The sequence below is a fragment of the Streptomyces sp. JLBG701 genome (assembly GCF_058544905.1).
The window spans coordinates 751,701-775,722 of record NZ_CM178588.1 but is presented as its reverse complement, the minus strand read 5'-3'; the positions used below and the strand labels follow the sequence as shown (position 1 = coordinate 775,722).

The window sequence follows — 24,022 nt, the reverse complement described above, 5'->3', positions numbered from 1 at the left end:
TCGTACCGTCAGTGCGCGCCGCTGTTTCCGAACCGGCCGGTGCCGCCCGGTTCAGGGTTGCCAACCTGCCAAGGAGCCCCGGTTCGCGCGTCCTTGGGCGTCAGCGTGAAGGCGACCTTGTGCGTACGGGTGTCGGCCCGCGTCGCGTCGACGCCGGCATCAACGACCCAGGCCCGGACCCTCGCGCCGCCCTTGTCCTCCGCGCGCAACTCGACCATGAACTCCATGTGGATGTCCCCCACCTCGAAGCGCACGTCCTGTCCCGCGGATCGGCTCGATGCGAGGAGGAGCTGATCGCGTACGGCCTGAACCGCGTCCGCCAGCTCGATGCCTTCCGGTACGCCGGCAGTGCTCATGCGTGCGTCCTCCCCGTTCTCGGTGCTCAGGCAGGCAATCTAGCGTTAACGCCGCTCCACGGCACGGGTGTTGGGAGGCTGGGCGGATCTTCATGCCACCTCGGGGAGGAGCGACTGGCGTGCGCCAAGTTTTACGTATAACCTCTCTCGTCAACCGCCTGCCCCGAAAGGCTCCCGAAAGGCTCCGATGAGACGCGTCGCCCTGGTCACCCTCGTCGTCGACGACTACGACGAGGCGATCCGCTTCTACACCGAGGCCCTCGGATTCCGGCTGGTCGAGGACACGCCCCGCCCCGACGGCTCCCGCTGGGTCGTCGTCGAGCCCGGCACCGAGGCGCACAGCACCGGCCTGCTGCTCGCCCGCGCCAAGGACGAGGCCCAGCGCGGCCGGGTCGGCGACCAGACCGGCGGGCGCGTCGGCTTCTTCCTGCACACCGACGACTTCGCCCGTGACCACGCCCGCATGACCGCCGCGGGCGTGACCTTCCTGGAGGAGCCGCGCCATGAGCCCTACGGCTCGGTCGCCGTCTTCCAGGACCTGTACGGCAACCGCTGGGACCTGCTCCAGCCCGCAGCCTGACCCCGCTCACCGAGACATCGCCGAGGAACGACCGCACATGACCTCTACGCGCATAGACGCCGCCATCCTCCGCAGCCTCCCCAAGGCCGTGCTGCACGACCACCTCGACGGCGGCCTGCGCCCCGCCACCGTGGTGGAGCTCGCGGCCGAGGTCGGTCACACGCTGCCCACCACCGACCCGGACGAGCTGGCCGCCTGGTACTACGACGCCGCGAACTCCGGCGACCTGGTCCGCTACATCGCCACCTTCGAGCACACCCTCGCCGTCATGCAGACCCGCGAGGGCCTGCTGCGCACCGCCGAGGAGTACGTCCTCGACCTCGCCGAGGACGGTGTCGTCTACGCCGAGGTGCGCTACGCCCCCGAGCTGAACACCGCCGGCGGACTGGCCCTCGCCGAGGTTGTCGAGACCGTCCAGGAGGGCCTCGCGGCCGGGATGGCGAAGGCGGCCGCCGCCGGCACCCCGGTCCGCGTCGGCACCCTGCTGTGCGGCATGCGGATGTTCGACCGCGTCCGTGAGGCCGCCGACCTCGCGGTGGCCTTCCGGGACGCCGGTGTCGTCGGCTTCGACATAGCCGGCGCCGAGGACGGCTTCCCGCCCGCCGACCACCTGGCCGCCTTCGAGTACCTGCGCCGCGAGAGCGTCCCGTTCACCATCCACGCCGGCGAGGCCCACGGCCTGCCCAGCATCCACCAGGCCCTCCAGGTGTGCGGCGCCCAGCGCATCGGCCATGGCGTCCGCATCACCGACGACATCGTGGACGGCAAGCTCGGCCGCCTCGCCGACTGGGTCCGCGACCGCCGGGTCGCCCTGGAGATGTGCCCGACCTCGAACCTCCAGACCGGAGCCGCCACCTCGATCGCCGAGCACCCCATCACGGCCCTGAAGGACCTCGGCTTCCGCGTCACCCTCAACACCGACAACCGTCTGGTGTCCGGGACGACCATGACCCGCGAGATGTCCCTGCTGGTCGAGGAGGCCGGCTGGGGTATCGAGGACCTGCGCACGGTCACGGTGAACGCCGTGAAGAGCGCGTTCATCCCGTTCGACGAGCGCAACGCCCTGATCCGGGACGTGATCCTGCCGGGCTACGAATCCGTGCTCTGAAGCAGTCCCCGTACGTAGGCGGCCTGTCCGACGTGTTCCAGATCGTCGGACAGGACGCTCACCAGCCGTACCCCCAGGGTGACCGGCGGATCCCAGCGCTCGTCCACGATCCGCTCGTAGTCCTGGGCGGTCAGCCCGCGCACGAACCCCAGGGTCTGCTCGTGCACGGCGTCGTAGTACCCGGTCAGCTGGCCGGCCGACTCGACCCGCACCTTGGCGACCTGCGTGGACGTATGGCCGTACCCCGTGTCCAGGCGCGGCAGATCGAGCCCGAAGCGCTTCTCCCAGTCCTGCGCCAGCCAGACCTGGTCGAGTCCGGAGGCGTCGGCGACATGGTCGTCCTGGACGCGGGTGAGGTGCCAGACCAGCCAGGCGATCGAATTGGCGTCGGCGGCGGGACGGGCGTGCAGTTCGTCCGGTGACAGGCCGTCGACGGCGGCATGGACTTCTTCCTGGATGCGGCCGTACGCGTCGATGAGAATGTCCTTTGCATGCATACGTCCACCATCGCGCATCGCCGTCCGTCACGCGTCCGGAATCCAACTCCCTTGACGCAACCCGGTGCCCGGTTGCGTCGACAAGCCCGCCGGCCGCCGAGGTCAGGAGGGGTGGACACCCTCCGGGGGTGTTGCCAAGCCCCCTGTTTCGAGCAGGGTCATCAGCGCCCGGGCCGCCGGACTGGTGGCCTCCGGCGGAGGCAGCAGGGCGACGGTCTCGTACACCGCCTCGCCGGTGCCCTTGAGGGGGAGGGCGGTGAGGCCCTCGCGCTTGTGGCGGAAGTGGCGCGGTACGACGGCGATGCCGAGGTTCTCGTCGATCAGGTCCAGGAGGCTGTGCACGTCGTTGACCTCCAGCGCGACCGTCCGCCGCACACCCGCCGCCGCGAAGGTCGCGTCGGTGGTGCGGCGCGGCCCCCAGTCCGGGTGGAAGTCGACGAAGACCTCACGGCCCAACTCCTGAGGCGTCAGGGCCACCCCGGCTGCCGCGAGCCGGTGACTGGGATGGCACAGGACGGTCATCGGCTCGCTGGTGAGCGGTACGACGCGGAGCTGGTCGATGTCCTCCTGTGCCGTCCGCACCGCGAAGGCCAGGTCGAGGCGGCCGGCCGAGACCTCCTCCGCGAGCGCGCCCGATCCCGCCTGCCGCAGACAGATCTCCACGTCCGGATGCCGGCGCCGGAATGCGGCGAGCAGCCCCGCCACATGCACCCCGGCGATGCACTGCTCGGACCCGAGCGCGAGCATGCCGCGCAGCACCCCCTGCACCGCGGCGACCGCCTCATGGGCCGTCCGCACCTGTGCGAGGATCCGCTCCGCCTCGGTCAGCAGCGCCCGGCCGGCCGGGGTGAGGGTCACGCTCCTGGTCGTCCGCACGAACAGCGGGGTCTGCAGCTCCCGCTCCAGCGCCCGGATGGACGCGGACAGGCCCGACTGGGACACCAGGAGCCGCTCGGCGGCTCGGGTGAAGTGCTGGTCCTCGGCGACCGCGACGAAGTGCTGGAGATGGCGCAGTTCCATGATTGAGAAGCCTATCCGCTGAATTCCATCGGATTCTTCTGTTGGACCGATGCCCCCAGGTCGCGAAAGAGTGGGCACCGGTTCTCAGGAAACCGTGCCAACCCCTCTGGAGTCGCGTTGTACACCGCACACCCCGACCGTTACGCGGACATGCCCTACCGGCGCACCGGACGCAGCGGTCTGAAGCTTCCCGCGCTGTCGCTCGGTCTGTGGCACAACTTCGGTCCCGACCGGCCGGTGGAGACGCAGCGTGCCATCCTGCGCCGCGCCTTCGACCTCGGCGTCACCCACTTCGACCTCGCCAACAACTACGGCCCGCCGCCGGGCGCCGCCGAGAGCGCCTTCGGCGAGGCCCTGAAGGCCGACTTCGCGGGCTACCGCGACGAGCTGGTGATCTCCACCAAGGCCGGGTACCTGATGTGGCCGGGCCCGTACGGCGAGTGGGGTTCCCGCAAGTACCTGCTCTCCTCGCTCGACCAGAGCCTGACCCGCATGGGCCTGGACTACGTCGACGTCTTCTACTCGCACCGCCCCGACCCGGAGACTCCCCTGGAGGAGACGATGGGCGCCCTGCATTCGGCGGTCCAGCAGGGCAAGGCGCTGTACGTCGGTGTCTCGAACTACTCGGCGGAGCAGACCCGCGAGGCCGTCCGCATCCTGGGCGAGCTGGGCACCCCGCTCCTCATCCACCAGCCGCGCTACTCGATGCTCGACCGCCGCCCCGAGGACGAGGGCCTCTTGGACGCCCTCGACGAGCTCCAGGTCGGCTCCATCGCCTACTCCCCGCTGGAGCAGGGCCTGCTCACCGGCCGCTACCTCGACGGCATCCCCGAGGACTCCCGGGCGGCGAGCGACAGCCCCTTCCTGAACTCCGACGCGGTGACCGAGGACCTGGTCGGCCGGCTGCGCGCCCTCGACGACATCGCCAAGTCCCGCGGCCAGTCCCTGGCCCAGCTGGCCCTGGCCTGGGTCCTGCGCGGCGGGCGCGTCACCTCGGCCCTCGTCGGCGCGAGCAGCCCCCAGCAGTTGGAGGACAGCGTCGCCGCCATCGGCAACCTGGACTTCGAGGCGGAGGAACTGGCCCGGATCGACGCGGTGATCAAGCCGTAGAAAGCCGCGGTACGCCGTAGTACTTCGCCAATGGACCCTGCCCGGCCCGTTCAGACGGTGCCGGGCAGGGTCCATTGTGAATTCCGCGTCCGCTTTCCGGTTGAACCCACGACGTCCTCCGCTCGTATTCACCTCGACGTCGTCCTTGCAGGTCGGAACCCGTATCTCGCTCCCCAGTGATCAATTGCGACCCCCCGCGCAATGACGCTCCGTGACGGCCCGTCGCATTTCGGCCAATGGCTGCGGTGAATATGCCAAGAGACTGGCCAAAAAGTCATGGTGACAGTGTTTCAGGAGTGAAGATACTCAAAGGTCAGGGACTTCACCGCACAGGAGCCGCACGGAAAGCGAGGCCCAGCCGGCATTCGAGCCATGCAACGGGGGAGTTGATCGTGCACGACGAATTCCTGTGTCATGTGACGGCGTACGGTACCTGCGACGGGCGGCGCATCGGCGTCCCCCTCGGCAGCTACCGGGCGCCGACCCTGGCGCTGGCCCTGTGGTGGTTACGGGACCGCGCCGCGTGGATCGCGGAGCGGCTCGATCCGCAGCCCGAGAGTCCGCAGTTCCCGCCCAACGCCCTCGTGCCGGTCTCCGGCACCGTGCCCGACGTACCCGCCGTACTGCGTGCCTGGTGCGGTGACATGGATCAACAGGAGATGGTCGCCGAGGAGTTGGCCGCCGGCCGGCTGATCCGGATCGCCACCAACGACGACACCACCGAGTACGAGCTCCTCGCGGAGTCCGTGGACGCCCTGCGCATGCAGCGGACCATCCGGGCGCTCGTCGTACCCGTGGCCTGACAGGTGGCATGCCCGCCGCCCGCCACGAGCCCGCCGGTCTGAGATCAGGCGCACATCTGAGCGAATCGGTAGAATTCTGGCATGGCGGAGCGGCCGATCGCGCCGACGGCGCCCGAACTCGTCGTGGAGACCGACACGGGCTCCACGGTGATGAGTCCGGGCCGTGACTACCACGTCGGACGCGACCCTCTGAGCGACATCGTCATCGACGATGCCCGGGTCTCGTGGCACCACGCGGTGCTGCGGCCCGACGCCGACCACTGGACGCTGGAGGACGAGCACAGCACCAACGGCACCTACGCAGATGGCCGCCGTGTCCATGAGTGGGGCGTGGGCCCCGGCAGCGTCATCCGCTTCGGCAACCCGTCGGATGGGCCCCGCGCCGTCCTGGCCGTTCGCTCCGCACCGGCGCCCGAGCGCCCCTCGGCCGTCTCCATGCCCCGCCTGACCAGCACCTTCCGGCAGCCCACGACGGTACGGCCGCTGCCCTCCCGTGCCGTCCGCATCGGCCGTGCCGATGACAACGACCTCGTCGTCGACGACCTGGTGGTCTCCCGCCGGCACGCCGAACTGCGCGCCCTGCCGGACGGGACGTACGAGATCGTCGACCTCGGCAGCCACAACGGCACGTTCCTCAATGGTGGACCCGTCACCCGCGCCCCGGTCGGCCCCGGCGACATCGTCGGCATCGGACACTCGGCGTTCTGCCTGGTCGGCGACCAGCTCCAGGAGTACGTCGACACCGGCGAGGTCTCCCTCGACGTCCAGGACCTCACCGTCGCCGTGGACCGCGGCCGCAAGACGCTCCTGGACCAGGTGTCCTTCCCGGTGGGGGAGAAGTGCCTGCTCGCGGTCGTCGGCCCCAGCGGCGCCGGAAAGTCCACGCTGCTCAACGCCCTGACCGGACAGCGCCCCGCCGACCACGGCACCGTCCTCTACGACGGCCGCGACCTCTACCGCGACTACGCCGAACTGCGCCAGCGCATCGGCCTCGTCCCGCAGGACGACATCCTGCACGCCCAGCTCACCGTCCGCGCCGCCCTGTCCTACGCCGCCGAACTGCGCTTCCCGCAGGACACCGCGAAGGCGGAGCGCCGGGCCCGGGTCGACGAGGTCATGGGAGAACTGGGCCTGGAGCAGCGCGCCCGGCAGCCCGTGCACAGCCTCTCCGGCGGGCAGCGCAAGCGGGTCAGTGTGGCCCTGGAACTGCTGACCAAGCCGTCGCTGCTCTTCCTCGACGAACCCACCTCCGGACTCGACCCCGGTATGGACCGCTCGGTGATGCACATGCTGCGCGGCCTCGCCGACGACGGCCGGACCGTCATCGTCGTCACCCACAGCGTCCTGAGCCTCGATGTCTGCGACCGCCTCCTGGTACTCGCACCCGGCGGCAAGGTCGCCTACTACGGACCGCCCGACGACACGCTCGCCTTCTTCGGCTACGAGCAGTGGCCGGAGGCCTTCGAGGCCTTCGAGCGGGACCAGGCAAGGGACTGGGCGGGGGAGTACCGCGACTCGCCGTTCCACCGCCAGTACATCGTCAACTCGACCGCACAACCCCATCTGCCCCGCTCGGGCCCGGTCATCATGGCCCCGCCGCTCCGGCCCCGCAGTCGCGGCGCGCAACTCGGCACCCTGATCCGCCGGTACGCCACCGCGCTCAGCGCCGACCGGACCTTCCTCGCCATCATGATCGCGCTGCCGTTCGTGATGGGAGCGATGGCCAGGGCCCTGGCCGGCAGCAAGCTGACCCAGGAGACCGCGATGAACGCGCTGCTGATCCTGTGCGTCGGCGGAGTCCTGACCGGTGCGGCCAACGCCGTCCGCGAGCTCGTCAAGGAACGCGTGATCTACCAGCGCGAACGGGCTGTCGGCCTGTCCAGATCGGCGTACCTGATGTCGAAGGTCGTGGTCCTCGGGACGATCACCGTGCTGCAGGCGGTGGTGCTCACCCTCGTCGCCCTGCTCGGTGTCGACCTCAATGCGCCCGGCGGCGAAGGCGTGTTGCTGCCACCCCTCGTCGAAATCATCGTCGCCGTCGCCCTGCTGGCCTTCACGGCGATGATGCTCGGCCTGCTCGTCTCCGCGCTGGTGCGCAAGGAGGAGGTGACGATGCCGCTGCTCGTGCTGCTCGCCATCGTCCAGGTCGTCTTCTGCGGCGCCCTGCTCAAACTCGACGGCGTGCCGGGCCTTGAGCAGCTGTCCTGGCTGGTGCCCTCCCGATGGGCGCTCGGCGGGATGGCCGGCACCATCGGGCTGGCCCGGATCGTGCCCGGCGAGCTGACCGGCGATCCGCTGTTCGAGCACTCGGCGGGCGTGTGGCTGCTCAACATGGCCATGCTGGTCGTGCTGTCGGCCCTCTTCGGTTACGCCGTGTCCCGGCTGCTGCGCCGGCACGAACCCGCCGTGATGCGGAAGTAGGCGGCCCCGATGACGATGCCCGCCCCCGGCTTCCGGCCCACGCATGTCGTCCCCCAGCACGGGATGCCCGCCTGGGAGGCCCCCGACCCCGCCCGGCCCACCGTGCCCCTCGACCCGCTGCTGCCGGTCCAGCTCGTCGAACAGCGCGGCGACTGGGGGCACGTCCGGTGCGCCAACGGCTGGTCCGCCTGGGTCGACGGCCGCTTCCTGGTCACCGTCCCCCAGGACCCGCCCGCCGCCGGCGGCCCCCTCGCCCACACGGCCGACCCCCGCCCCCTGCTCGCCGACGCGGAAGAGACCCTCTCGCGCTACCGGGGCGCGGTGGAGGACCTCGCGGCCGGCGGCCTCGACGGCGAGTCCTTCCGCGGGCGGACCCGGGGACTGCGGATCGGGGTGGTCGTCGACGGGGAGCACGTGTGGCTGTACGACGCCCGGCACGGGCGGTGGGTGTACGGCGACGGCACCCGGCTGAGCACGTACGCGACGGACGGGGAACCGCAGGCCGAGGCGGAGGACCCCGGCCACGCCCCCACGCGCGTCGTGACACCCGACGGTGACGTGTGATGGCGCGCGAGTCCAGCCTTTTCTCGGGCCGGCCCTCCGAACTGGTCGGCAAGCAGGTCGCGGGCTACCGCGTCGAGCGCGAGATCGGCCGCGGCGGCATGGCCGTCGTCTACCAGGCCAAGGACCTGCGCCTGGACCGCACCGTCGCCCTCAAGCTGCTCGCCCCGGAACTCGCCCGCAACGACACCTTCCGACAGCGCTTCACCCATGAGTCACGGGTGGCCGCCGCGATCGACCACCCGCACATCGTGCCCGTCTTCGAGGCGGGCGAGACCGACGGTGTCCTGTACATCGCCATGCGGTACGTCTCCGGCAGCGACCTGCGTCATCTCCTCGACCGGAACGGCCCGTTGCCGCTCCCGGCCGCCGTCCGCATCGCCGCACAGGTCGCCTCCGCGCTGGACGCCGCCCACGAACACGGCCTGGTCCACCGGGACGTCAAACCCGGCAACATCCTCGTCGCACGCGGCACCGACAGCGACCACCCCGAGCACGTCTACCTCACCGACTTCGGCCTGACGAAGAAGTCCCTGTCCCTGACCGGCTTCACGACCGTCGGCCAGTTCGTCGGCACCCTCGACTACGTGGCCCCCGAACAGATCTCGGGCCGCCCGGTCGACGGCCGCTGCGACGTCTACGGCCTGGCCTGCGTCGTCTACGAGACCCTCGCCGGCCGACCGCCCTTCCGCCGCGACGACGACATGGCCCTGCTCTGGGCCCACCAGTACGACGAACCACCGCCCCTCACCGAGGCCCGCCCCGACCTGGCCGCCCCGGTCGACGGGGTCTTCGTCAAGGCCCTGGCCAAGAGCCCCGACGACCGCTACGACTCCTGCCGCGCCTTCGTGACCGCCCTGCGCGCAGCCGCGCGCGGCACCCCGGAGAGCGGCCACCCACCGACCGAGGTGGACCTGAGGGTCGTAGAAACTCCGAGGGAGAAACCGAAACCGCCACCGCGTTGGGCGGAACCGGTGTTCCGGGAGCCTTAGTCACGTCTTCTCGACCTCGCCCCGTCGATGCACCGGCCGTGCGAGCAGGGCGCCGAGGAAGCCCGTCACCAGGCCCCACAGGGCGGCCAGGCCCAGGGCGGGCCAGAGTTCGGGTTTGAGGAACAGCTCTCCGGAGAGGTTGCCGCCCAGGTCGCCGATGCCGAGGAGGGAGAGGCCGTAGTGGGCGGAGACGCGGCCGATCACGAAGATCAGCAGGACCGTCAGCGTGAGGGCGAGCGCCATGTGCAGGGCGTGCTGCCAGGCGCGGATCCGGGCCGGTGAGCGCGCCGCCATCACGAACGCGGCGGCCAGCAGCAGCACCGCGTCGACCACCACCAGCCACCACACCCGGCCGTCGTACTCGGCGATCGAGCTCAGGCTGAGTGTGGAGACGTCCGGGGTGCGCAGCACCTCGTCGAGGACATGCGGCATGGGCAGCCCGAACGGCCCTTCCACGCGGCCGTTCCAGGTGGCGCCCAGGCCGATCGTCAGGGTGAGCCAGACGAGGTTGGGCATGCCCAGGAGGATCACCGCGAAGGTCTCCGGGGCGTGGCCGCGCGTCGCCGCGGTGACCAGGGCGATGGCGATGCCCAGGACGACGCAGGCGAGCAGCAGGACGACCATGGCGTACGCGGCCGGACGTACCGACTCCTGGAAGCGCAATAGCCGGGCCGGCAGCGGAGCCCGGGGCGAGACCAGCAGGGCCAGGATCAGCACTCCCGCCAGCCACAGCACACCCATGACCAGGGTCCGCGGCACGTCGGCCTGGAAGCCGACCTCGGGGGAGGCGGCGCCGAACACGTCGCCCAGGTCGCTGAGGGTTCCGTCCCCCAGCGAGACGGCGAAGGTCTGGCGAGCCCCGTACGCAAGGCCGATGAGCGCCAGCAGCCAGAGCGCGGCGATCCTCGCGGCCCAGCCGGTGAGTTCGCCGGTACTCGCGACCGCACGGTGCCGCAGGGGTCGTAGAAAGCCCGCCGCGATCACCAGGGCACCGACAAGCGTCACCGACAGCGGGACCACTGTCAGGCCGGCCTGTGTCTCGGCGAGTGATCCGGCGTTGCCCGCGAGTTCGATCCGGCCGCCGACCGCCGTCACCACGGTCGCCGCGAGGACCCGGGGGAAGGCGTCGTCCGGGAGGTCCGTGGCGTCGGCCGCCCAGAGGCCCAGCCCCGCGGTCACGCCCATCGCGATCAGAGCGGCCAGGACCGTGGCGAGGGCCTGGAACCAGCCGTGGCGGGCTACTAGCTGGTCAGAGGGGGGTCGGGGGCTCACGCTGCCACGCTAAGCAGCTGCCGGGCGGTGTGCCCGCCGGGAGGGCCGTCCGCGTCGGCTTGCGAGCGCAACACGTTCGGAGCACACAATGGGTTCGTTGTGGAAACAATCGGTACAGAGTGTGACAAGTGCCGTGGGAAACCCGCGTCGGGAAGAAGAGCTCGTGAGCGTCGAACCGCCGTCTTCCGGCCGCCCCACAGGGCCGCCCTCCGGCCCCCTGTCGGGCCCCTCCCAGCCGCCCTCAGGCCCGCCCTCGCAGCCCCCGGGCGGCAGCGGCGGCGGAGGAGGTACTCCGGAGGAGCCCCACCGGCCCTGGTGGAAGTCCGCGCCGCGCGTCGCGGTGCTGGCGACAGCCGTCGTGGCCGCAGTCGTCCTGGCGGTCGTCTTCACCGGCTCCGACGGCGGCTCGAACAAGGCCGACGGCGAGGTCTTCCTCCAGGCGGCGAGCAAGAGCGGCCCCGACCCCTTCACCGAGTCGACGGCGACGGACAGCTCCGCCCCGCCGGTCTCCGCCTCCCCGGCCACCGAGTCGGAGTCCGCCAACGCCGTGCGGGGCGTGGACGGCGCGGCGCCCGGCCTTTACGGCGGCACCCGCAACACCTCCAGCTGTGACGTCGAGAAGCAGATCAAGGCCCTCCAGGCGGCCCCGTCGAAGAACGCGGCGTTCGCCTCGGTCGCCGGCGTCCAGCCGTCCGGCGTGCCCGCCTATCTGCGCTCGCTCACCCCCGTACAACTGCGCATGGACACCCGCGTCACCAACCACGGCTACCGCGACGGCGCAGCCACCAGCTACCAGGCCGTCCTCCAGTCGGGCACCGCCGTCCTCGTGGACGACCGCGGAGTGCCCCGGGTCCGCTGCGCCTGTGGCAACCCGCTGGCACCGCCCGTCGCCCAGCAGAGCACGCCCAAGATGACCGGCGACTCATGGCCGTCGTACCGGCCCCAGAACGTCGTCGTGGTCGCGCCCTCGGTGACGGTCATCAACATCTTCGTCATCTACGACCACGACCACGACGACTGGTTCGGCCGCCACCACGGGGACACCGGGGGCAAGGACCACAAGACTGATCCGCCGGTCAACCCCTCCCCGTCGGTGACCCTGTCCCCGCCGACCTCACCGGCGTCGCCGCCGTCCGACTCCCCGTCGCCGTGTGCCTCGTCGCCCAGTGGTGCGACCGGGACGCCCAGTGTCTCGACGACACCGTGTCCGCCGACGTCGACGGCTCCCTCCTCCCCGTCCTCTTCGTCGCCGGGTTCGGAGACCCCGTCCTCGGAGCCGCCGTCCCTGGAGCCCGAGACGTCCGAGCCGCCTTCCGACCTGTCCTTGGCCCAGCTGGTCCCATCGGACACCGAATCCTCCGACACGGTCAGCTAGTCGGCGTCCACCTCGCTCGCGACCCCGTCGAGCGCGACCCCGTCGCTCTCCTCACCTGCGGTGTGACGCGGAAGACGGGACGTGGGGACTGCCCGGCGCGGCTCGGGGTACGAGCACAGATGCAACAGCGACCGGCCGGGCCGGCCTCCGAGAGAGAAACATGTGATCGAACACCTGGACGGGGCAGTGATTTCGACTGGCTTCGACGTGCCTGTGGAACCGCTCCGGCGAGCGGCGCACTACTCCGGTGAACCGGGGTGCATCGCCGAGGCGCGGTCCTTCGCCGCACGCTTCCTGGAGCAGCTCAGGACCGAGTGGTGCGCCGCGATCGACGAGCGCGTCGACGGGGAGGTGCTCCTCGTGGTGAGCGAGCTGGTCACCAACGCGGACCGGCACAGCAACGGGCCGTACATCCTGGACCTGGAGGGCACGGACACCTGGGTGACGGTGTCCGTGTACGACAGCAGCGCGGCCCTGCCCAGGAGCTTCCCGCGCGATCCCGAGCGCGTCGGCAGGCACGGTCTGGAGATAGTGCACGCCCTGGCCGCGGAGGTCGCCAGCGAGCGGGTGCCGGTCGGCAAGCGTGTACGGGCGGTGGTGGACCTGGGCCGGAGGAACGCGGGCCGGGCGAAGGTCGCCGAGCCGCAGACGAGGTGAGCCGCAGGGAGCCGTCCGCGAGGTGAACTGCCGGGGGCGCGCCGAGAGTGTCGGCGCGCCCCCTTCCGTCGGACTTCCGTCAGGCGCAGCCCAGCTCGCCCAGCATGCCCTTGCGCAGGCGCGCGATGATCCGCTTGATCAGCCGGGACACATGCATCTGCGAGCAGCCGAGCCGTTCCCCGATCTCCGCCTGGGTGGCCTCTTCGACGAATCGCATGTGGATGATCTGCCGGTCGCGTTCGCTGAGTTCGGCCATCAGCGGGGCGAGGGACTGGCAGTCCTCGACGAGCCGCAGCCCGTCCTCCTCGACGCCGATGAAGTCGGCGAGCACCGCCTCCCCGTCCTCGGGTCCGTCTCCGTGCAGCGCGGCGTCCAGCGACGCGGAGTTGTACCCGTTGGAAGCGAGCCGGCCCTCGATCACCTCGTCCTCGGTGATGTTCATCAGCGTGGCGAGTTCGGCGACCGTCGGGTCGCGGTCCAGCCGGGCGGAGAGTTCCTCGTTCGCCTTGGCGAGGTCGACGCGCAGCTCCTGCAACCGCCGGGGCACGTGCACCGCCCACGTCGTGTCACGGAAGAACCGCTTCATCTCGCCGACGATGTACGGCAGCGCGAACGACGTGAACTCGACCTCGCGCGACAGCTCGAACCGGTCGATGGCCTTGATGAGGCCGATCATCCCGGTCTGGACTATGTCCTCCATGTCGTCGCCGCGATGGCGGAATCGGCCGGCCGCGAACCGCACCAGCGACATGTTCATCTCGATGAGGGTGTTGCGTGCGTACTGGAACTCGTGGGTTCCTTCGTCGAGTTCCGCGAGGCGCTGGAAGAACTGCGGGGACAGCTCCCGCGCGTCGCGCGGAGCCATGGTCCGCGGGTCCACGACTACCTGCAGTGGTCCCTCTGTGACGGCGATGGTGTCCACTACTTCCTCTCCCACAAGAGTCACGATGCGGCGTTTTCTCTTCCCGGCTGCGGATACCCGGAGTGACGCGAGGCATGCGCCCCGTTCGGCGTGGCGACGCAAAATCGGTGGCGGCCACGGCTGACGAGCACCGATGCTCGCCGCTATGACGGACATCACGGAGTCACAAACCACGCAGCCCGAGCGGAGTTTCGGGTGGTCGAGCTGCGCGACCGGCGGCTGACACTGGAGATGAAGTGCGCGGGACCGGGCGCCGAGTCCACGGCGCGCTGTTCGGTGCCACTGTCAGACATGTCCTTGCTCGGCCTGGTACGTCACCTGGACGCAGTCAGAACAGTCTTGGTTCATGGGCGTGATCCATGACGAGCCCATCTCGCTCCGCGAGGTGCTGGTGCACATGATCGAGGAGTACGCCCGGCACAACGGCCACGCCGACTTCCTGCGCGAACGCATCGACGGGCGGGTCGGACAGTAGGGCGGGCGTCGGTGCATCCTCAGGCCTGCGCACGCGTAGCCGTGATCAGCTCATGGAGGTACCGCTTGGTGATGCGGCCGGCGTAGCGCCCCTCGATCAGATCGCGGAGACAGTCCAGCAGGCCCTGGCGGGAGGGCTCGTCCAGGGCGCGGTGGCCCGAGTAGGTGAGGAGCACGTCGAGGTAGGTGTCGGCGGAGTAGGCGATGTCCTGGGCGTGGCGTCTCGACTCCACGTTCTCGAAGGACCCGGAGCGCTCCAACTCGCCCGTGTCGGTTGCCGTTTCGGCCTCGTCCGCGAGGCGCAGCCCGGGCGGCGTCGCCGGATCCCAGCGTTCGTAGCAGCGCTGCGCCCGGGCGAAGAAGTCCTCGGTGCCGCCCGCCACATGGTGCGTGGTGACGAGGGCCAGGCAGCCGCCGGGGCGCAGCGCGGCCGCCGCCTTGACCCACTTCACCGCCGGGTCGATCCAGTTGTACGCGGTCGCGCTCACCACCAGGTCGAACGGCTGGGGTGGCAACTCCCAGCGCTCGTAGTCCGCCACCACCACGTCCGCCCGCGGGAACTCCCGCAGTCGGCGCCGTGCCACCTCAGCCAGTGAGGGGCCCAGCTCCACCGCCGTGAGGTGACAGCCGAACTCGGCCAGTGGAACGGTGAGTTGGCCGGTGCCGGGACCCACCTCCAGGACGCGGCTGTCGGGGCCGAGGCCGGTCACCGCGACCAGGTCCTCGATCAGGGCCCGGGGATAGCGGGGCCGGGCCCGTTCGTAGCGCTCGGCGTCCTCGTCGAACGTGTCTCGCAGCGCCATTCCCGTATCCTCCGCGGTCGTGATTCCACCCAGGGCAGAATGCTGATCCCTTCCCTGGGCGTCCACTGCTTCTACGCTGAAGGGGTGACCAACCGAGCGACCGACGAAGCCCGCGTCATCCAGCTGCGCCCCAGGACGGGAGTGGAGCCCGCGGAACGGCCCACGGAACGGCCCGGTGTGCGGCCGGAGGCGCTTCCCGGTGAGCGCCCCAAGGAGCCACTGTGGCGCGACCTGGTCGGGGACGTCCTGCGCCGCGAGCGTCTCGCCCAGGAGCGCACCCTGAAGGATGTCGCCGACGCGGCCCGGATCTCCATGCCCTACCTCTCCGAGGTGGAGCGCGGCCGCAAGGAGGCCTCCTCCGAGGTCCTCGCGGCCGCCGCCCACGCCCTCGGCCTGGGCCTCAGCGACCTCCTCTCGCTGGCGCAGGGCGAGCTCGTCCGGATCGAGAACCGGCGGACCCGCACCGGACGTGGCACGTCCACCGCGCCGTACAACGGGCTGTGCCTGGTCGCCGCCTGACCGGTCGCTCCACGAGCCGGTGCCTCAGACCCTGACGAGGCGCCGGCTGACCACCTCGTCGGCGAGCCCGTACGTCACCGCCTCCTGCGCGGTGAACACCTTGTCGCGGTCCATGTCCGCGCGCAGCGTCGCGATGTCGTGATGCGTGTGACGCGCCAGCACCTCCTCGACCTGCGAGCGGATCCGCACCATCTCCCGGGCCTGGAGGGCGAGGTCGGACACCATGCCCTGATGTCCGCCGCTCGCCGGCTGCCCGAGCAGCACGCGCGCGTGCTCCAGCACGAACCGCCGCCCGGAATCCCCGCCGGCCAGCAGTACGGCCGCCGTGGAGGCCGCCTGGCCGACGCAGAACGTCGAGATCGGTGACTGGACGTACGTCATCGTGTCGTAGATCGCCATCAGTGAAGTGAACGAGCCGCCGGGCGAGTTGATGTAGATCGCGATCTCGCTCTCCGGACTCGACGACTCCAGATGGAGGAGTTGCGCGATGACGACGTTGGCGACGCCGTCATCGATCTCGGTGCCGAGGAAGATGATCCGCTCGGACAGCAGCCGGCTGAACACGTCGTAGGACCGCTCGCCCTGCGGGGTCCGCTCGACGACGTTCGGAATCGTGTACGTACCCATGTCAGAGCCCCATCCGTCGCCGTGTGACGACCGGGGTCACGTCGGCGAACGACTCGACGACCCGGTCCACGATGCCGTACTCCCTGGCCTGTTCGGCCGTGAACCAGCGGTCGCGGTCGCCGTCGCGGGAGATGGTCTCCGGGCTCTGGCCGGTGTGCTCCGCGGTGATCCGCTCGATGGTCCGCTTGGTGAACTCGTGGTTCTCCGCCTGGATCTCGATGTCGGCGGTGGTGCCGCCGATGCCCGCCGACGGCTGGTGCATCATGATCCGCGCGTTGGGCAGCGCGTACCGCTTGCCGTGCGCGCCGACGCTGAGCAGGAACTGCCCCATGCTGGCGGCGAATCCCATGGCGAGCGTCGACACGTCGTTGGGGATGAGCCGCATCGTGTCGTAGATGGCCAGGCCCGCGTGCACCGAGCCGCCCGGGCTGTTGACGTACAGGCTGATGTCGGTGCGCGGGTCCTCCGCCGACAGGATCAGCAACTGGGCGCAGACCCGGTTCGCGGAGACCTCGTCGACCTGGGTGCCGAGCAGGACGATCCGCTGGGCGAGCAGTTGGGCGGCGAGGTGGTCGTCGAAGCGGCTCGGAGGGGTGTCGCCCTCCTCGGCCCGCGGAGCGAGCGTGGTGAGTGGAGTCATCGGTTCTCCTCGTGGTGGCGGGGATGCCGTCCACTCCACTCTTGACCTCGGACGATGCCGGGATGCGGATTCTCTGCCGGTGGCAGATTCGCCACGGGCAGAGCGGGCGCTCAGCCCTTCTCGCGCAACTGCCGGAAGAACGCCCGCACGTCGCTCACCAGGAGGTCGGGCTCTTCCATCGCCGCGAAGTGGCCGCCCCGGTCGAGCTTCGTCCACCGGACGATGTTCTCCGTGCGGTCGGCCTTGTGCCGCAACGGGATCTGCAGTTCCGCCGGGAAGAGCGCGAGCGCGGTCGGCGTCGTCGACGGTTGACGCGGGGCTCCGGCCCGGTCGCCCACGGCGTGCGCGCGCTCGTAGTAGACGCGGGCGGACGAACCGGCGGTCCCGGTCAGCCAGTACAGCATCACGTTGGTCAGCAGCCGGTCCCGGGTGACCGCCTCCTCGGGCAGCTCCTCGGAGTCCGTCCGCTCCTGGAACTTCTCGACGATCCAGGCGAGTTGACCGACGGGCGAGTCGGTGAGCGCGTACGCCAGGGTCTGCGGCCGGGTGGACTGAAGGGCGGCGTATCCGGTCCCCTCCAGCGACCAGGCGCTCCAGCCGCGCCACGAGGCGAGGGTGTTCTCCCGCTCCTCGGGGCTCAGTTCGGCGAGCTCCTCGGGGGTGGGCTCGCGGGTGGCCTGCGCGCCGGGCAGCAGGTTGAGGTGCACGCCGATGACGCGGTCCGGGTGGGCCCGGCCCAGCTCGCGGGAGATGGCCGAGCCCCAGTCGCCGCCCTGCACACCGAACCGCTCGTAGCCGAGCCGCGTCATCAACTCCGCCCACGCGTCGGCGACCCGGCCGGCCTCCCAGCCGGTCTCCGTGGTCGGCCCGGAGAGCCCGAACCCCGGAATGCTCGGTACGACGACATGGAACGCGTCCGCGGGATCACCCCCGTGGGCTGCCGGGTCGGTCAACGGCCCGACGATGTCCAGGAATTCGACGATAGATCCCGGCCAGCCATGGGTGATGACCAGCGGCGTGGCGTTCGGCTCCGGCGACCGGATGTGGGCGAAGTGGACGTTCGCCCCGTCGATCGTGGTGGTGAACTGCGGCCACTCGTTGAGCTCGGCCTCTGCCACCCGCCAGTCGTACTCGTGCCGCCAGTACCGGACCAGCTCCCGCAGATAGTCGTCCGGAACGCCGTACGCCCAGCCCACCCCCGGCAGGGAGTCCGGCCAGCGGGTGTGGTCGAGCCGGTAGTGGAGATCGTCGAGTTCGCTCTGCGGGATGTCGATGCGGAACGGATCGATTCTGCTGCCGCTGTCGGCGGGCGAGGACGTCATGGCCGCGATGCTAGTTCCGCATCGGGGCGCGGTTCACTCGGCGTCGAGCTGGTGGTCGGCCCATACGTAGCTTTCGGGCAGCAGGTCGGTGATGAGGACGGTTCGGATGCGGTCGCCCGCGCCGACGATGACCTTGAGGGCGGGGAAGTAGTCGAGAAGGACCTGGCGGCACCGGCCGCACGGGGGAACAACACCCCGGTCGCGGTCGCCCACGGCGACGATCGTGTCCAGCTCGTAGGCGCCCTGGGCGGCTGCCGCGCCGAGGAGGACCAGCTCGGCGCAGGGCCCTCCCGTGAAGTGGTAGGCGTTCACCGCGGTGACGATCCGGCCGTCCCGGGCACGGGCCGCTGCCGCCATGGTGTGGTTGTCCCCTCGGCAGCGAGTGCGCGCGACGTGCGCCGCGGCCTGGACGAGTTCGTCGTCGACGTGATGGGTCTGTGTGGTCATGTTCTCTGCCTAGCGGCCCTTTCGTACGAGGTCGGTGATGCGCTCGCCCTCGCTGATCGTGAGCGGACCGGTCTCCTCCGTGGGGTCGCCGACGCCCAGCGCGGCCGCCAGCGTACGGCCGTGCAGGTCGAGGACGGCCTCGGTCAAAGTGGTGAGTTCGGCTACGGCGGCGCGGGCGCGGGCCCACCCGGTCAGGCCGATGCCCGCGGCGACCAGCACGGAGGGCCACCACACCACGGTGAGCAGGAGGTAGGGCACGGCCCAGGTTCCGGTGGCGACCGCGGCGGCGAACGCCGAGTGCGAGGCGGTGAGTTCGGTGCGTGCGGAGTCGGGGAGGACCAGCCAGAGCCGGGACCAGCCGTAGGCCAGGTCGAGTCCGTAGCGGTGGTACGCGATCGACTCCACGGCTTGGATCCGGTCGCCCATCCAGGTCGGCCTGCCCGGCTCGGCCATGGCCAAGCGGGTGAGGCGTTCGGCCGCGGCGTCGATCTGGTCCTGCTGCTCGCGGGTGCGGATGCCCGGGCTCGCGTTTTCGAGCGCCCGGCGTTCCTCGACCAGCCGGTGCCACCGTGCACGCCGGCGCGCCGTCCGCGCCGCCGCGACCGGGGCGAGGGGGCGGGACCACTGCCCCAGCCAGACGCGCCGGGTGACTCCGGCCAGCGACTGCACGACGAAGCCCACACCGGCGGCGGCCGCCAGTACGGCTACGACGAGGAGTGCCTGCGCCCCGCTGGGCAGGTCCCGGACCCTGGTGGCGGTGTCCTCGGTCTGCCGGGTCAGCAGCGTGATGTTCCACGCGTCGGCGTGGCCGAGGCTGACGGACAGCCACACCGCGCCGAGGAAGAACGCACCGGGCAGCACGAGCAGGCTGATCCACCGGTCGGCCAGCGTCTTGGCCAACTGCTGGAAGAAACCGCCCACTTGAGCTACCCCCGCACCATGAGCCGGCCCATGACGGCGCAGCGCGGTATCGCCCCCGCCGGGAGTGGTACCGCCGTCCGGTCACAGGCGCCGTCCGGGCAGCGGAAGGCTTCCTGACGGGCGATGCCCGGCCCGGCTCCCGGCAGCCCCGTCGCGAGCGTCCGCAGGGTGGTCTCACGGTCGGTGTTCAGCAACTGGCCCAGCAGGGTGAGCACCGGGCGCCGGGTCCGCGCCTCGGCCACGATCCGTTCCAGCAGTTCCTGACGTTCCGTGGAGTGAAGCCTGGTCTCGCCGATCAGCGCGTCGAACTCCTGGCACAGCGTGGTCAGTGCCGATCGTTCGGCGTCCACCAGGGCTCCCCTTTCCGTCAGTTGGCCGATAGTCTCATGGTCGATGTCCACCGACCACCGACCTGATCCGGAGCTCCTGAACCAGCAGGCGGTCGACCTGCTGAACCGAGCTACCCAGTCCGGTGACGCGGCGCTTCTGGGCAGCTGCGTCTCGTTGTTCCAGGGCATCGTCGCCATCACACCGCACCACCATCCGCACCGCGCCACCCGCCTGTACAACCTCGCCGAATCCCATCGGGCGCGGTACGCGTTGACGGGACAGGAGGACGACGGCGACCAGTCGATCGGCATCGGGCGACAGGCCGTAGCCGCCCTCCACGACGGCGACCGGAACACCGCGCTGATCCTGGGCAACCTCAGCGTCACCCTTCTCATGCGGTTCCAGCGGGTCGGACAGCCGAACGACCTGGACGGGGTCATCGAGTTCGGGGAACGGGCCGTTGCCGCGAGCGGCACCGACCTGAACCTCGCGTTCCACCTGTCGACTCTCGCCACGGGCTACCTGCTGCGGTTCCAGGGGACCGGGCACACCGCGGTCCTGGACCGTGCCATCAGCACCAGTGAGCGAGCGATGGCCGTCGCCCTCGCCGACTCCCCACACCGGCCGACAATCCTGACCGACCTCGCCACCGGCTACCTGCTGCGATTCCAAGGGACCGGGCACACCGCCGACCTGGACCGCGCCATCGGCACCAGCGAGCAGGCGATGGCCGTCACCTCAGCCGGCTCCCCTAACTGGCCGACAATCCTCACCGACCTCGCCACTGGCTACCTGCTGCGGTTCCAGGAGTCCGGGCACACCGCGGACCTGGACCGCGCCATCGACACCGGTGAGCAGGCGATGGCCGTCACTCCCACCGACTCCCCACACCGGCCGACCACCCTCACCAACCTCGCCACGGGCTACCTGCTGCAGTTCGAGCGGACCGGGCACACCACGGACCTGCACCGCGCCATCGACACCGGCGAGCAGGCCATGGCCGTCGCCCCCGCCAACTTCCCACACCGGCCGACAATCCTGACCAACCTGGGCACTGCCTACTGGGCACGGTTCGGACGGGCGGGCCGTCCGGCGGACCTGGACCGCGCCATCGGCTTCGGGGAACAGGCCGCCGCCTACACCGGTAATCCGCACCGAGTGACCGTCCTGTCCAACCTCGCCGTCGCCTACCACGACCGCTTCGAGCGGACCGGGAGTCTGACAGACCTGGACCGGGCCATCGGCCACCACGAACACGCGGTGGCCGTCGCCCCGAACAACGCTCCCGGCAGCGCCACCTACGTGTCCAACCTCGGCATGGCGTACCACGCGCGGTTCGAGCGGACGGGGAGCCTCGCCGACCTGGACTTGGCCATCGGCCACCTCGGTCGTGCCGTAGCCGCGGCGCCCCAGGGGCACCGCCAGTTCGCGATGTTCCTGTCCAACCTCGGCATCCTTTACCGGGCGCGGTTCGACCGGCTGGGGGACGTGGCCGATCTGGACCGGGCCGTCACGCATCACGAACAGGCTGTGGCCGCCACGCCCAACGACCACCCGGATCTCGCCCACCGTCTGTCCAACCTGGGCACCGCGTACGACGCGCGGTTCGACCGGAAGGGGGACCCCGTCGACGTGCACCGGGCCGTCGAGAGCATGGAACGCGCGGTCGCCGGCACACCCGCTGATCACCCCTTCCGGGCGATGGCCCTGTCCAACCTGGCGGGGTCCCTGCTGGGGCGGTTCAAACAGCTGGGGGACGTGGCCGATCTGGACCGGGCCGTCACTCATCGCCAACAGGCCGTGGCCGCCACACCCGACGACCACCCGAACCGGGCAATGCACCTGTCCAACCTCAGCGTCGCCCACTGGTCCCGGCTCACCCGCACCGGGGAGACGTCCGACCTGGATGCGGCCATCGACGCCGGGAGACGCGCGGTGGCCGCCACGCCGGACGACCACCCGGACCGCGCGATGCGCCTGAACAACCTCGGCAACGCCCTCCACCAGCGGTTCCAGCACAGCGGCAGCCTTCACGATCTGGACAGGGCCATCGCGCATCACGAAACGGCCGTGGCCGCCGTGCCCCCCGACCACCCGATCCGGGCAACGTGCCTGTCCAACCTCGCGGTCGCCTACCAGGCGCGGTCCCGGCGGAACGGCGCCGGGTCCGACTTCGACCGCGCCGTCGACCTCATGCTCCTGGCGCTCGCAGCCACCCCCGTCGACCATCCCGACCGGCTACTGCGCCTGTTCAACCTCACGCGGGCCCATCTGACGCGGTACGACCACTCGGGCGATCCGGCCGACCTGGACCGCGCGGTCGACCTGGCGCGGGAAACGGCCGCCGCCGTCCCCGCCGACCATTCGGACCGCGCGCGATATCTGTCCAACCTCGGCACTGCCTACCGGGTGCGGTTCCGGCGGACCGGCGCCACGTCCGACCTCGACCGCGCCATCGACGCCGCGGAACTGGCGGTGGCGGCCACCCCCGGTGACCATCCCAACCGGGCCGCGCGCATCAACCTCCTGGGGACCTGTTACAGAACGCGGTGGGACACCGACGGCACCATCGACCGGTCGCGGATCGCCCGGCTCGCGGAGGATGCGCTCGCGGCCACGACGTCACCCCCGTTCGACCGGCTCCGCGCCTGCTGGGCGGTAGGCCGGCTCGCCTACGTACTGGACGAACTGCACACCGCCCGGCTGCTGTTCGACACGGCGGTGGAGCTGCTGCCGTTGGTCGCGGCGCGGGAGACCTCGTCGGCGGACCACGAACACCGCCTCGGCGCGAACCGCGGACTGGTCGGCGAGACGATCGCCGTGCACTGCGCCCTCGACGATCCGGGCGGCGCGGTCCAGGCCGGTGAGCTGGGCCGGGCGGTCCTGCTGGCGGCCCGGCTGGCCCTGCGGACACCCCTCGCCGACCTCGAAGCCGAGCACCCCGCACTGGCCCGCCGTCTGAGCCGCGTCCGCGACGCCCTCAACGCACCGGATCCTCCGGCCATGGCGTCGCCCGGCGGCCAGGACGTCGACCACGTCGACCGGCGCAAACGGCTGTGGGCCGAGCACGACGCCGTACTGGGGGAGATCCGCCGGCTGCCGGGCCTGGACCGGTTCCTGCTCCCGCCGATGTGGACCGAGCTGCGGCCTACGACCACCGGCGGGGCGGTCGTGCTGCTCAACGCCGGCCTGCAGCGGTGCGACGGCATCGTCGTCACCGCCGACGGGCCCCCGCTGCTGGTGCCGCTGCCCGAACTGCGGCTGGCCGACGTCGAGGCGTGGGCCGCCGAGCTGATGGAAGCGACGCACGACGCCGGCTCCTTCACCGGCGAGCTGCGCCGGCAACGGGTGCTGACGGAGCTGCTCGGCCTGCTGTGGGACAGGGCGGTCGAGCCGGTCCTCGACGCCGTTGACTCCCGGCTCCGTCCGGACGAGGGAGTAATTCCCCGCGTGTGGTGGATGCCGACCGGGCTGCTCGGACTGCTGCCGCTGCACGCGGCCGGGCACCCCGGCCAGTCAGGGGCGCTCGACCGGGCGATCTCGTCGTACACGCCCACCCTGCGCACCCTGGCCCGCGCACACGGACGCCCGGCCGCGACGGTCCTGCGCCGGCTCACAGTCGCCCTCGACCGGACCCCGGGACTTTCGGACCTGCCGGCCACCGCCGCCGAGGCGGCGATCCTGCACGCCGCCCATCCCGACATGCCACTGCTCACCAACGAGCAGGCCACCGCCGCCCGTGTGACCGGCGCGCTCCCCGAGGCGAGTTGGGCACACTTCGCCTGCCACGCCGGCACCAACCCCGACGCGCCGTCCGAGGGCGGGCTTCACCTCCACGACGGCGTGCTGCCCATCGCGGAGATCGGCCGCCGCAACCTCCACGAGGCCGAACTGGCATACCTGTCCGCGTGCTCCACCGGACATGTCGGCTGGCGGCACGCCGACGAGTCCATCCACCTCGCCTCCGCGTTCCAACTGGCCGGGTTCCGGCACGTCGTCGCGAGTCTCTGGCCACTGGACGACCGCGTCGCGGCCGGCGCGGCCGAACACTTCTACCGCCTGATGCCGGACACGCCGTCCGCCGATGACGCTGCGGTCGTGCTCCACCGCGTCATCCAGCATCTGCGCACCGAGCACACCGGCCGACCACACCTGTGGGCGTCACTGATCCACAGCGGGCCATAGCCCGAACCGGACCCGAACTCAGAGGCTGCTACGTGCCTGATGCGCCACTGGTTCCGGACGGTGTAGCAGCCACCTGGATC

Annotated in this window: 23 protein-coding genes and 1 pseudogene; 12 read left to right on the top strand and 12 right to left on the bottom strand. The window is 70.9% G+C overall.

Annotation, left to right across the window (positions count from 1 at the left end):
• Positions 1–8: 8 nt before the first annotated feature.
• Complete coding sequence (locus AC5DRG_RS03520) at positions 9–356, bottom strand: trypco2 family protein (RefSeq protein ID WP_491807965.1); 348 nt, start codon at positions 354–356, stop codon at positions 9–11.
• 187 nt (positions 357–543) lie between these two features.
• On the opposite strand from AC5DRG_RS03520, the gene AC5DRG_RS03515 reads away from it, so the two are divergent.
• Together AC5DRG_RS03515 and AC5DRG_RS03510 are read left to right on the top strand one after the other, a co-directional pair.
• Entirely contained in the window at positions 544–936 is a 393-nt protein-coding gene (locus AC5DRG_RS03515; protein WP_491807964.1) for a VOC family protein, read from the top strand.
• A 37-nt stretch (positions 937–973) separates the two neighbouring features.
• Positions 974–2,044, top strand: a complete 1,071-nt coding sequence (locus AC5DRG_RS03510; protein ID WP_491807963.1) for an adenosine deaminase — start codon at positions 974–976, stop codon at positions 2,042–2,044.
• On the opposite strand, the gene AC5DRG_RS03505 is transcribed toward AC5DRG_RS03510, so the two are convergent.
• The gene (locus tag AC5DRG_RS03505) at positions 2,026–2,541 is read right to left on the bottom strand and encodes a mycothiol transferase (protein ID WP_491807962.1); all 516 of its coding nucleotides are present in this window, start codon (positions 2,539–2,541) and stop codon (positions 2,026–2,028) included. The two genes, AC5DRG_RS03510 and AC5DRG_RS03505, sit on opposite strands and share 19 nt — an antisense overlap.
• Positions 2,542–2,643: 102 nt before the next feature.
• Positions 2,644–3,561 carry a LysR family transcriptional regulator gene (locus tag AC5DRG_RS03500; RefSeq protein WP_491807960.1) on the bottom strand — a complete coding sequence of 306 codons (918 nt, stop codon included), beginning with the start codon at positions 3,559–3,561 and terminating at the stop codon, positions 2,644–2,646.
• A 117-nt stretch (positions 3,562–3,678) separates the two neighbouring features.
• Between AC5DRG_RS03500 and mgrA the strand changes: the two genes are divergently transcribed.
• The 5 genes from mgrA (at position 3,679) to AC5DRG_RS03475 (ending at position 9,448) form a co-directional block, all read left to right on the top strand.
• On the top strand, positions 3,679–4,671 hold the full coding sequence (gene mgrA, locus AC5DRG_RS03495; RefSeq protein ID WP_491807959.1) for an L-glyceraldehyde 3-phosphate reductase: 993 nt from the start codon (positions 3,679–3,681) through the stop codon (positions 4,669–4,671).
• Between the two features lie 392 nt (positions 4,672–5,063).
• Positions 5,064–5,474, top strand: a complete 411-nt coding sequence (locus tag AC5DRG_RS03490; RefSeq protein WP_491807958.1) for a hypothetical protein — start codon at positions 5,064–5,066, stop codon at positions 5,472–5,474.
• 81 nt (positions 5,475–5,555) lie between these two features.
• On the top strand, positions 5,556–7,895 hold the full coding sequence (locus tag AC5DRG_RS03485) for an ABC transporter ATP-binding protein/permease (RefSeq protein ID WP_491807957.1): 2,340 nt from the start codon (positions 5,556–5,558) through the stop codon (positions 7,893–7,895).
• Positions 7,896–7,910: 15 nt separating this feature from the next.
• Positions 7,911–8,459, top strand: a complete 549-nt coding sequence (locus AC5DRG_RS03480) for an SH3 domain-containing protein (RefSeq protein ID WP_491812959.1) — start codon at positions 7,911–7,913, stop codon at positions 8,457–8,459.
• Positions 8,459–9,448, top strand: coding sequence for a serine/threonine-protein kinase (locus AC5DRG_RS03475; protein WP_491807956.1), 990 nt, complete (start codon positions 8,459–8,461; stop codon positions 9,446–9,448). Before AC5DRG_RS03480 ends, AC5DRG_RS03475 begins: the two co-directional genes overlap by 1 nt.
• On the opposite strand, the gene AC5DRG_RS03470 is transcribed toward AC5DRG_RS03475, so the two are convergent.
• A complete protein-coding gene (locus AC5DRG_RS03470; RefSeq protein WP_491807955.1) occupies positions 9,449–10,720 on the bottom strand; it encodes a streptophobe family protein in 1,272 nt (423 codons plus the stop codon).
• Positions 10,721–10,883: 163 nt separating this feature from the next.
• Here AC5DRG_RS03470 and AC5DRG_RS03465 point away from each other — a divergent pair, with 163 nt between their 5' ends.
• On the top strand, positions 10,884–12,095 hold the full coding sequence (locus AC5DRG_RS03465; protein ID WP_491807954.1) for a DUF6777 domain-containing protein: 1,212 nt from the start codon (positions 10,884–10,886) through the stop codon (positions 12,093–12,095).
• A 162-nt stretch (positions 12,096–12,257) separates the two neighbouring features.
• Complete coding sequence (locus tag AC5DRG_RS03460) at positions 12,258–12,752, top strand: ATP-binding protein (RefSeq protein ID WP_491807953.1); 495 nt, start codon at positions 12,258–12,260, stop codon at positions 12,750–12,752.
• A 79-nt stretch (positions 12,753–12,831) separates the two neighbouring features.
• On the opposite strand, the gene AC5DRG_RS03455 is transcribed toward AC5DRG_RS03460, so the two are convergent.
• Complete coding sequence (locus AC5DRG_RS03455; protein ID WP_491807951.1) at positions 12,832–13,689, bottom strand: RNA polymerase sigma factor SigF; 858 nt, start codon at positions 13,687–13,689, stop codon at positions 12,832–12,834.
• Positions 13,690–13,794: 105 nt separating this feature from the next.
• Here AC5DRG_RS03455 and AC5DRG_RS03450 point away from each other — a divergent pair.
• A pseudogene (locus AC5DRG_RS03450) lies at positions 13,795–14,149 on the top strand (mycothiol transferase).
• Between the two features lie 19 nt (positions 14,150–14,168).
• Here the strand turns inward: AC5DRG_RS03450 and AC5DRG_RS03445 are convergent.
• The gene (locus AC5DRG_RS03445) at positions 14,169–14,951 is read right to left on the bottom strand and encodes a class I SAM-dependent methyltransferase (protein ID WP_491807950.1); all 783 of its coding nucleotides are present in this window, start codon (positions 14,949–14,951) and stop codon (positions 14,169–14,171) included.
• A gap of 84 nt (positions 14,952–15,035) precedes the next feature.
• On the opposite strand from AC5DRG_RS03445, the gene AC5DRG_RS03440 reads away from it, so the two are divergent.
• Positions 15,036–15,470, top strand: coding sequence for a helix-turn-helix domain-containing protein (locus AC5DRG_RS03440; RefSeq protein ID WP_491807949.1), 435 nt, complete (start codon positions 15,036–15,038; stop codon positions 15,468–15,470).
• Between the two features lie 24 nt (positions 15,471–15,494).
• On the opposite strand, the gene AC5DRG_RS03435 is transcribed toward AC5DRG_RS03440, so the two are convergent.
• From AC5DRG_RS03435 to AC5DRG_RS03410, 6 genes are all read right to left on the bottom strand, one after another.
• Positions 15,495–16,097, bottom strand: a complete 603-nt coding sequence (locus AC5DRG_RS03435; protein WP_491807947.1) for a ClpP family protease — start codon at positions 16,095–16,097, stop codon at positions 15,495–15,497.
• Between the two features lies 1 nt (position 16,098).
• Positions 16,099–16,737 (bottom strand): ATP-dependent Clp protease proteolytic subunit, encoded by a 639-nt coding sequence (locus AC5DRG_RS03430; protein WP_491807946.1) that lies wholly within the window; start codon positions 16,735–16,737, stop codon positions 16,099–16,101.
• Positions 16,738–16,847: 110 nt separating this feature from the next.
• A complete protein-coding gene (locus AC5DRG_RS03425) occupies positions 16,848–18,059 on the bottom strand; it encodes an epoxide hydrolase family protein (RefSeq protein ID WP_491807945.1) in 1,212 nt (403 codons plus the stop codon).
• A 33-nt stretch (positions 18,060–18,092) separates the two neighbouring features.
• Positions 18,093–18,506: a cytidine/deoxycytidylate deaminase family protein gene (locus tag AC5DRG_RS03420; RefSeq protein WP_491807944.1), complete on the bottom strand. Its 414-nt coding sequence runs from the start codon at positions 18,504–18,506 to the stop codon at positions 18,093–18,095.
• A 9-nt stretch (positions 18,507–18,515) separates the two neighbouring features.
• Complete coding sequence (locus AC5DRG_RS03415; RefSeq protein WP_491807942.1) at positions 18,516–19,427, bottom strand: hypothetical protein; 912 nt, start codon at positions 19,425–19,427, stop codon at positions 18,516–18,518.
• Positions 19,428–19,432: 5 nt separating this feature from the next.
• Positions 19,433–19,777: a hypothetical protein gene (locus AC5DRG_RS03410; RefSeq protein ID WP_491807940.1), complete on the bottom strand. Its 345-nt coding sequence runs from the start codon at positions 19,775–19,777 to the stop codon at positions 19,433–19,435.
• Positions 19,778–19,820: 43 nt separating this feature from the next.
• Here AC5DRG_RS03410 and AC5DRG_RS03405 point away from each other — a divergent pair, with 43 nt between their 5' ends.
• Positions 19,821–23,942, top strand: coding sequence for a CHAT domain-containing protein (locus tag AC5DRG_RS03405; protein ID WP_491807938.1), 4,122 nt, complete (start codon positions 19,821–19,823; stop codon positions 23,940–23,942).
• Positions 23,943–24,022: the final 80 nt, after the last annotated feature.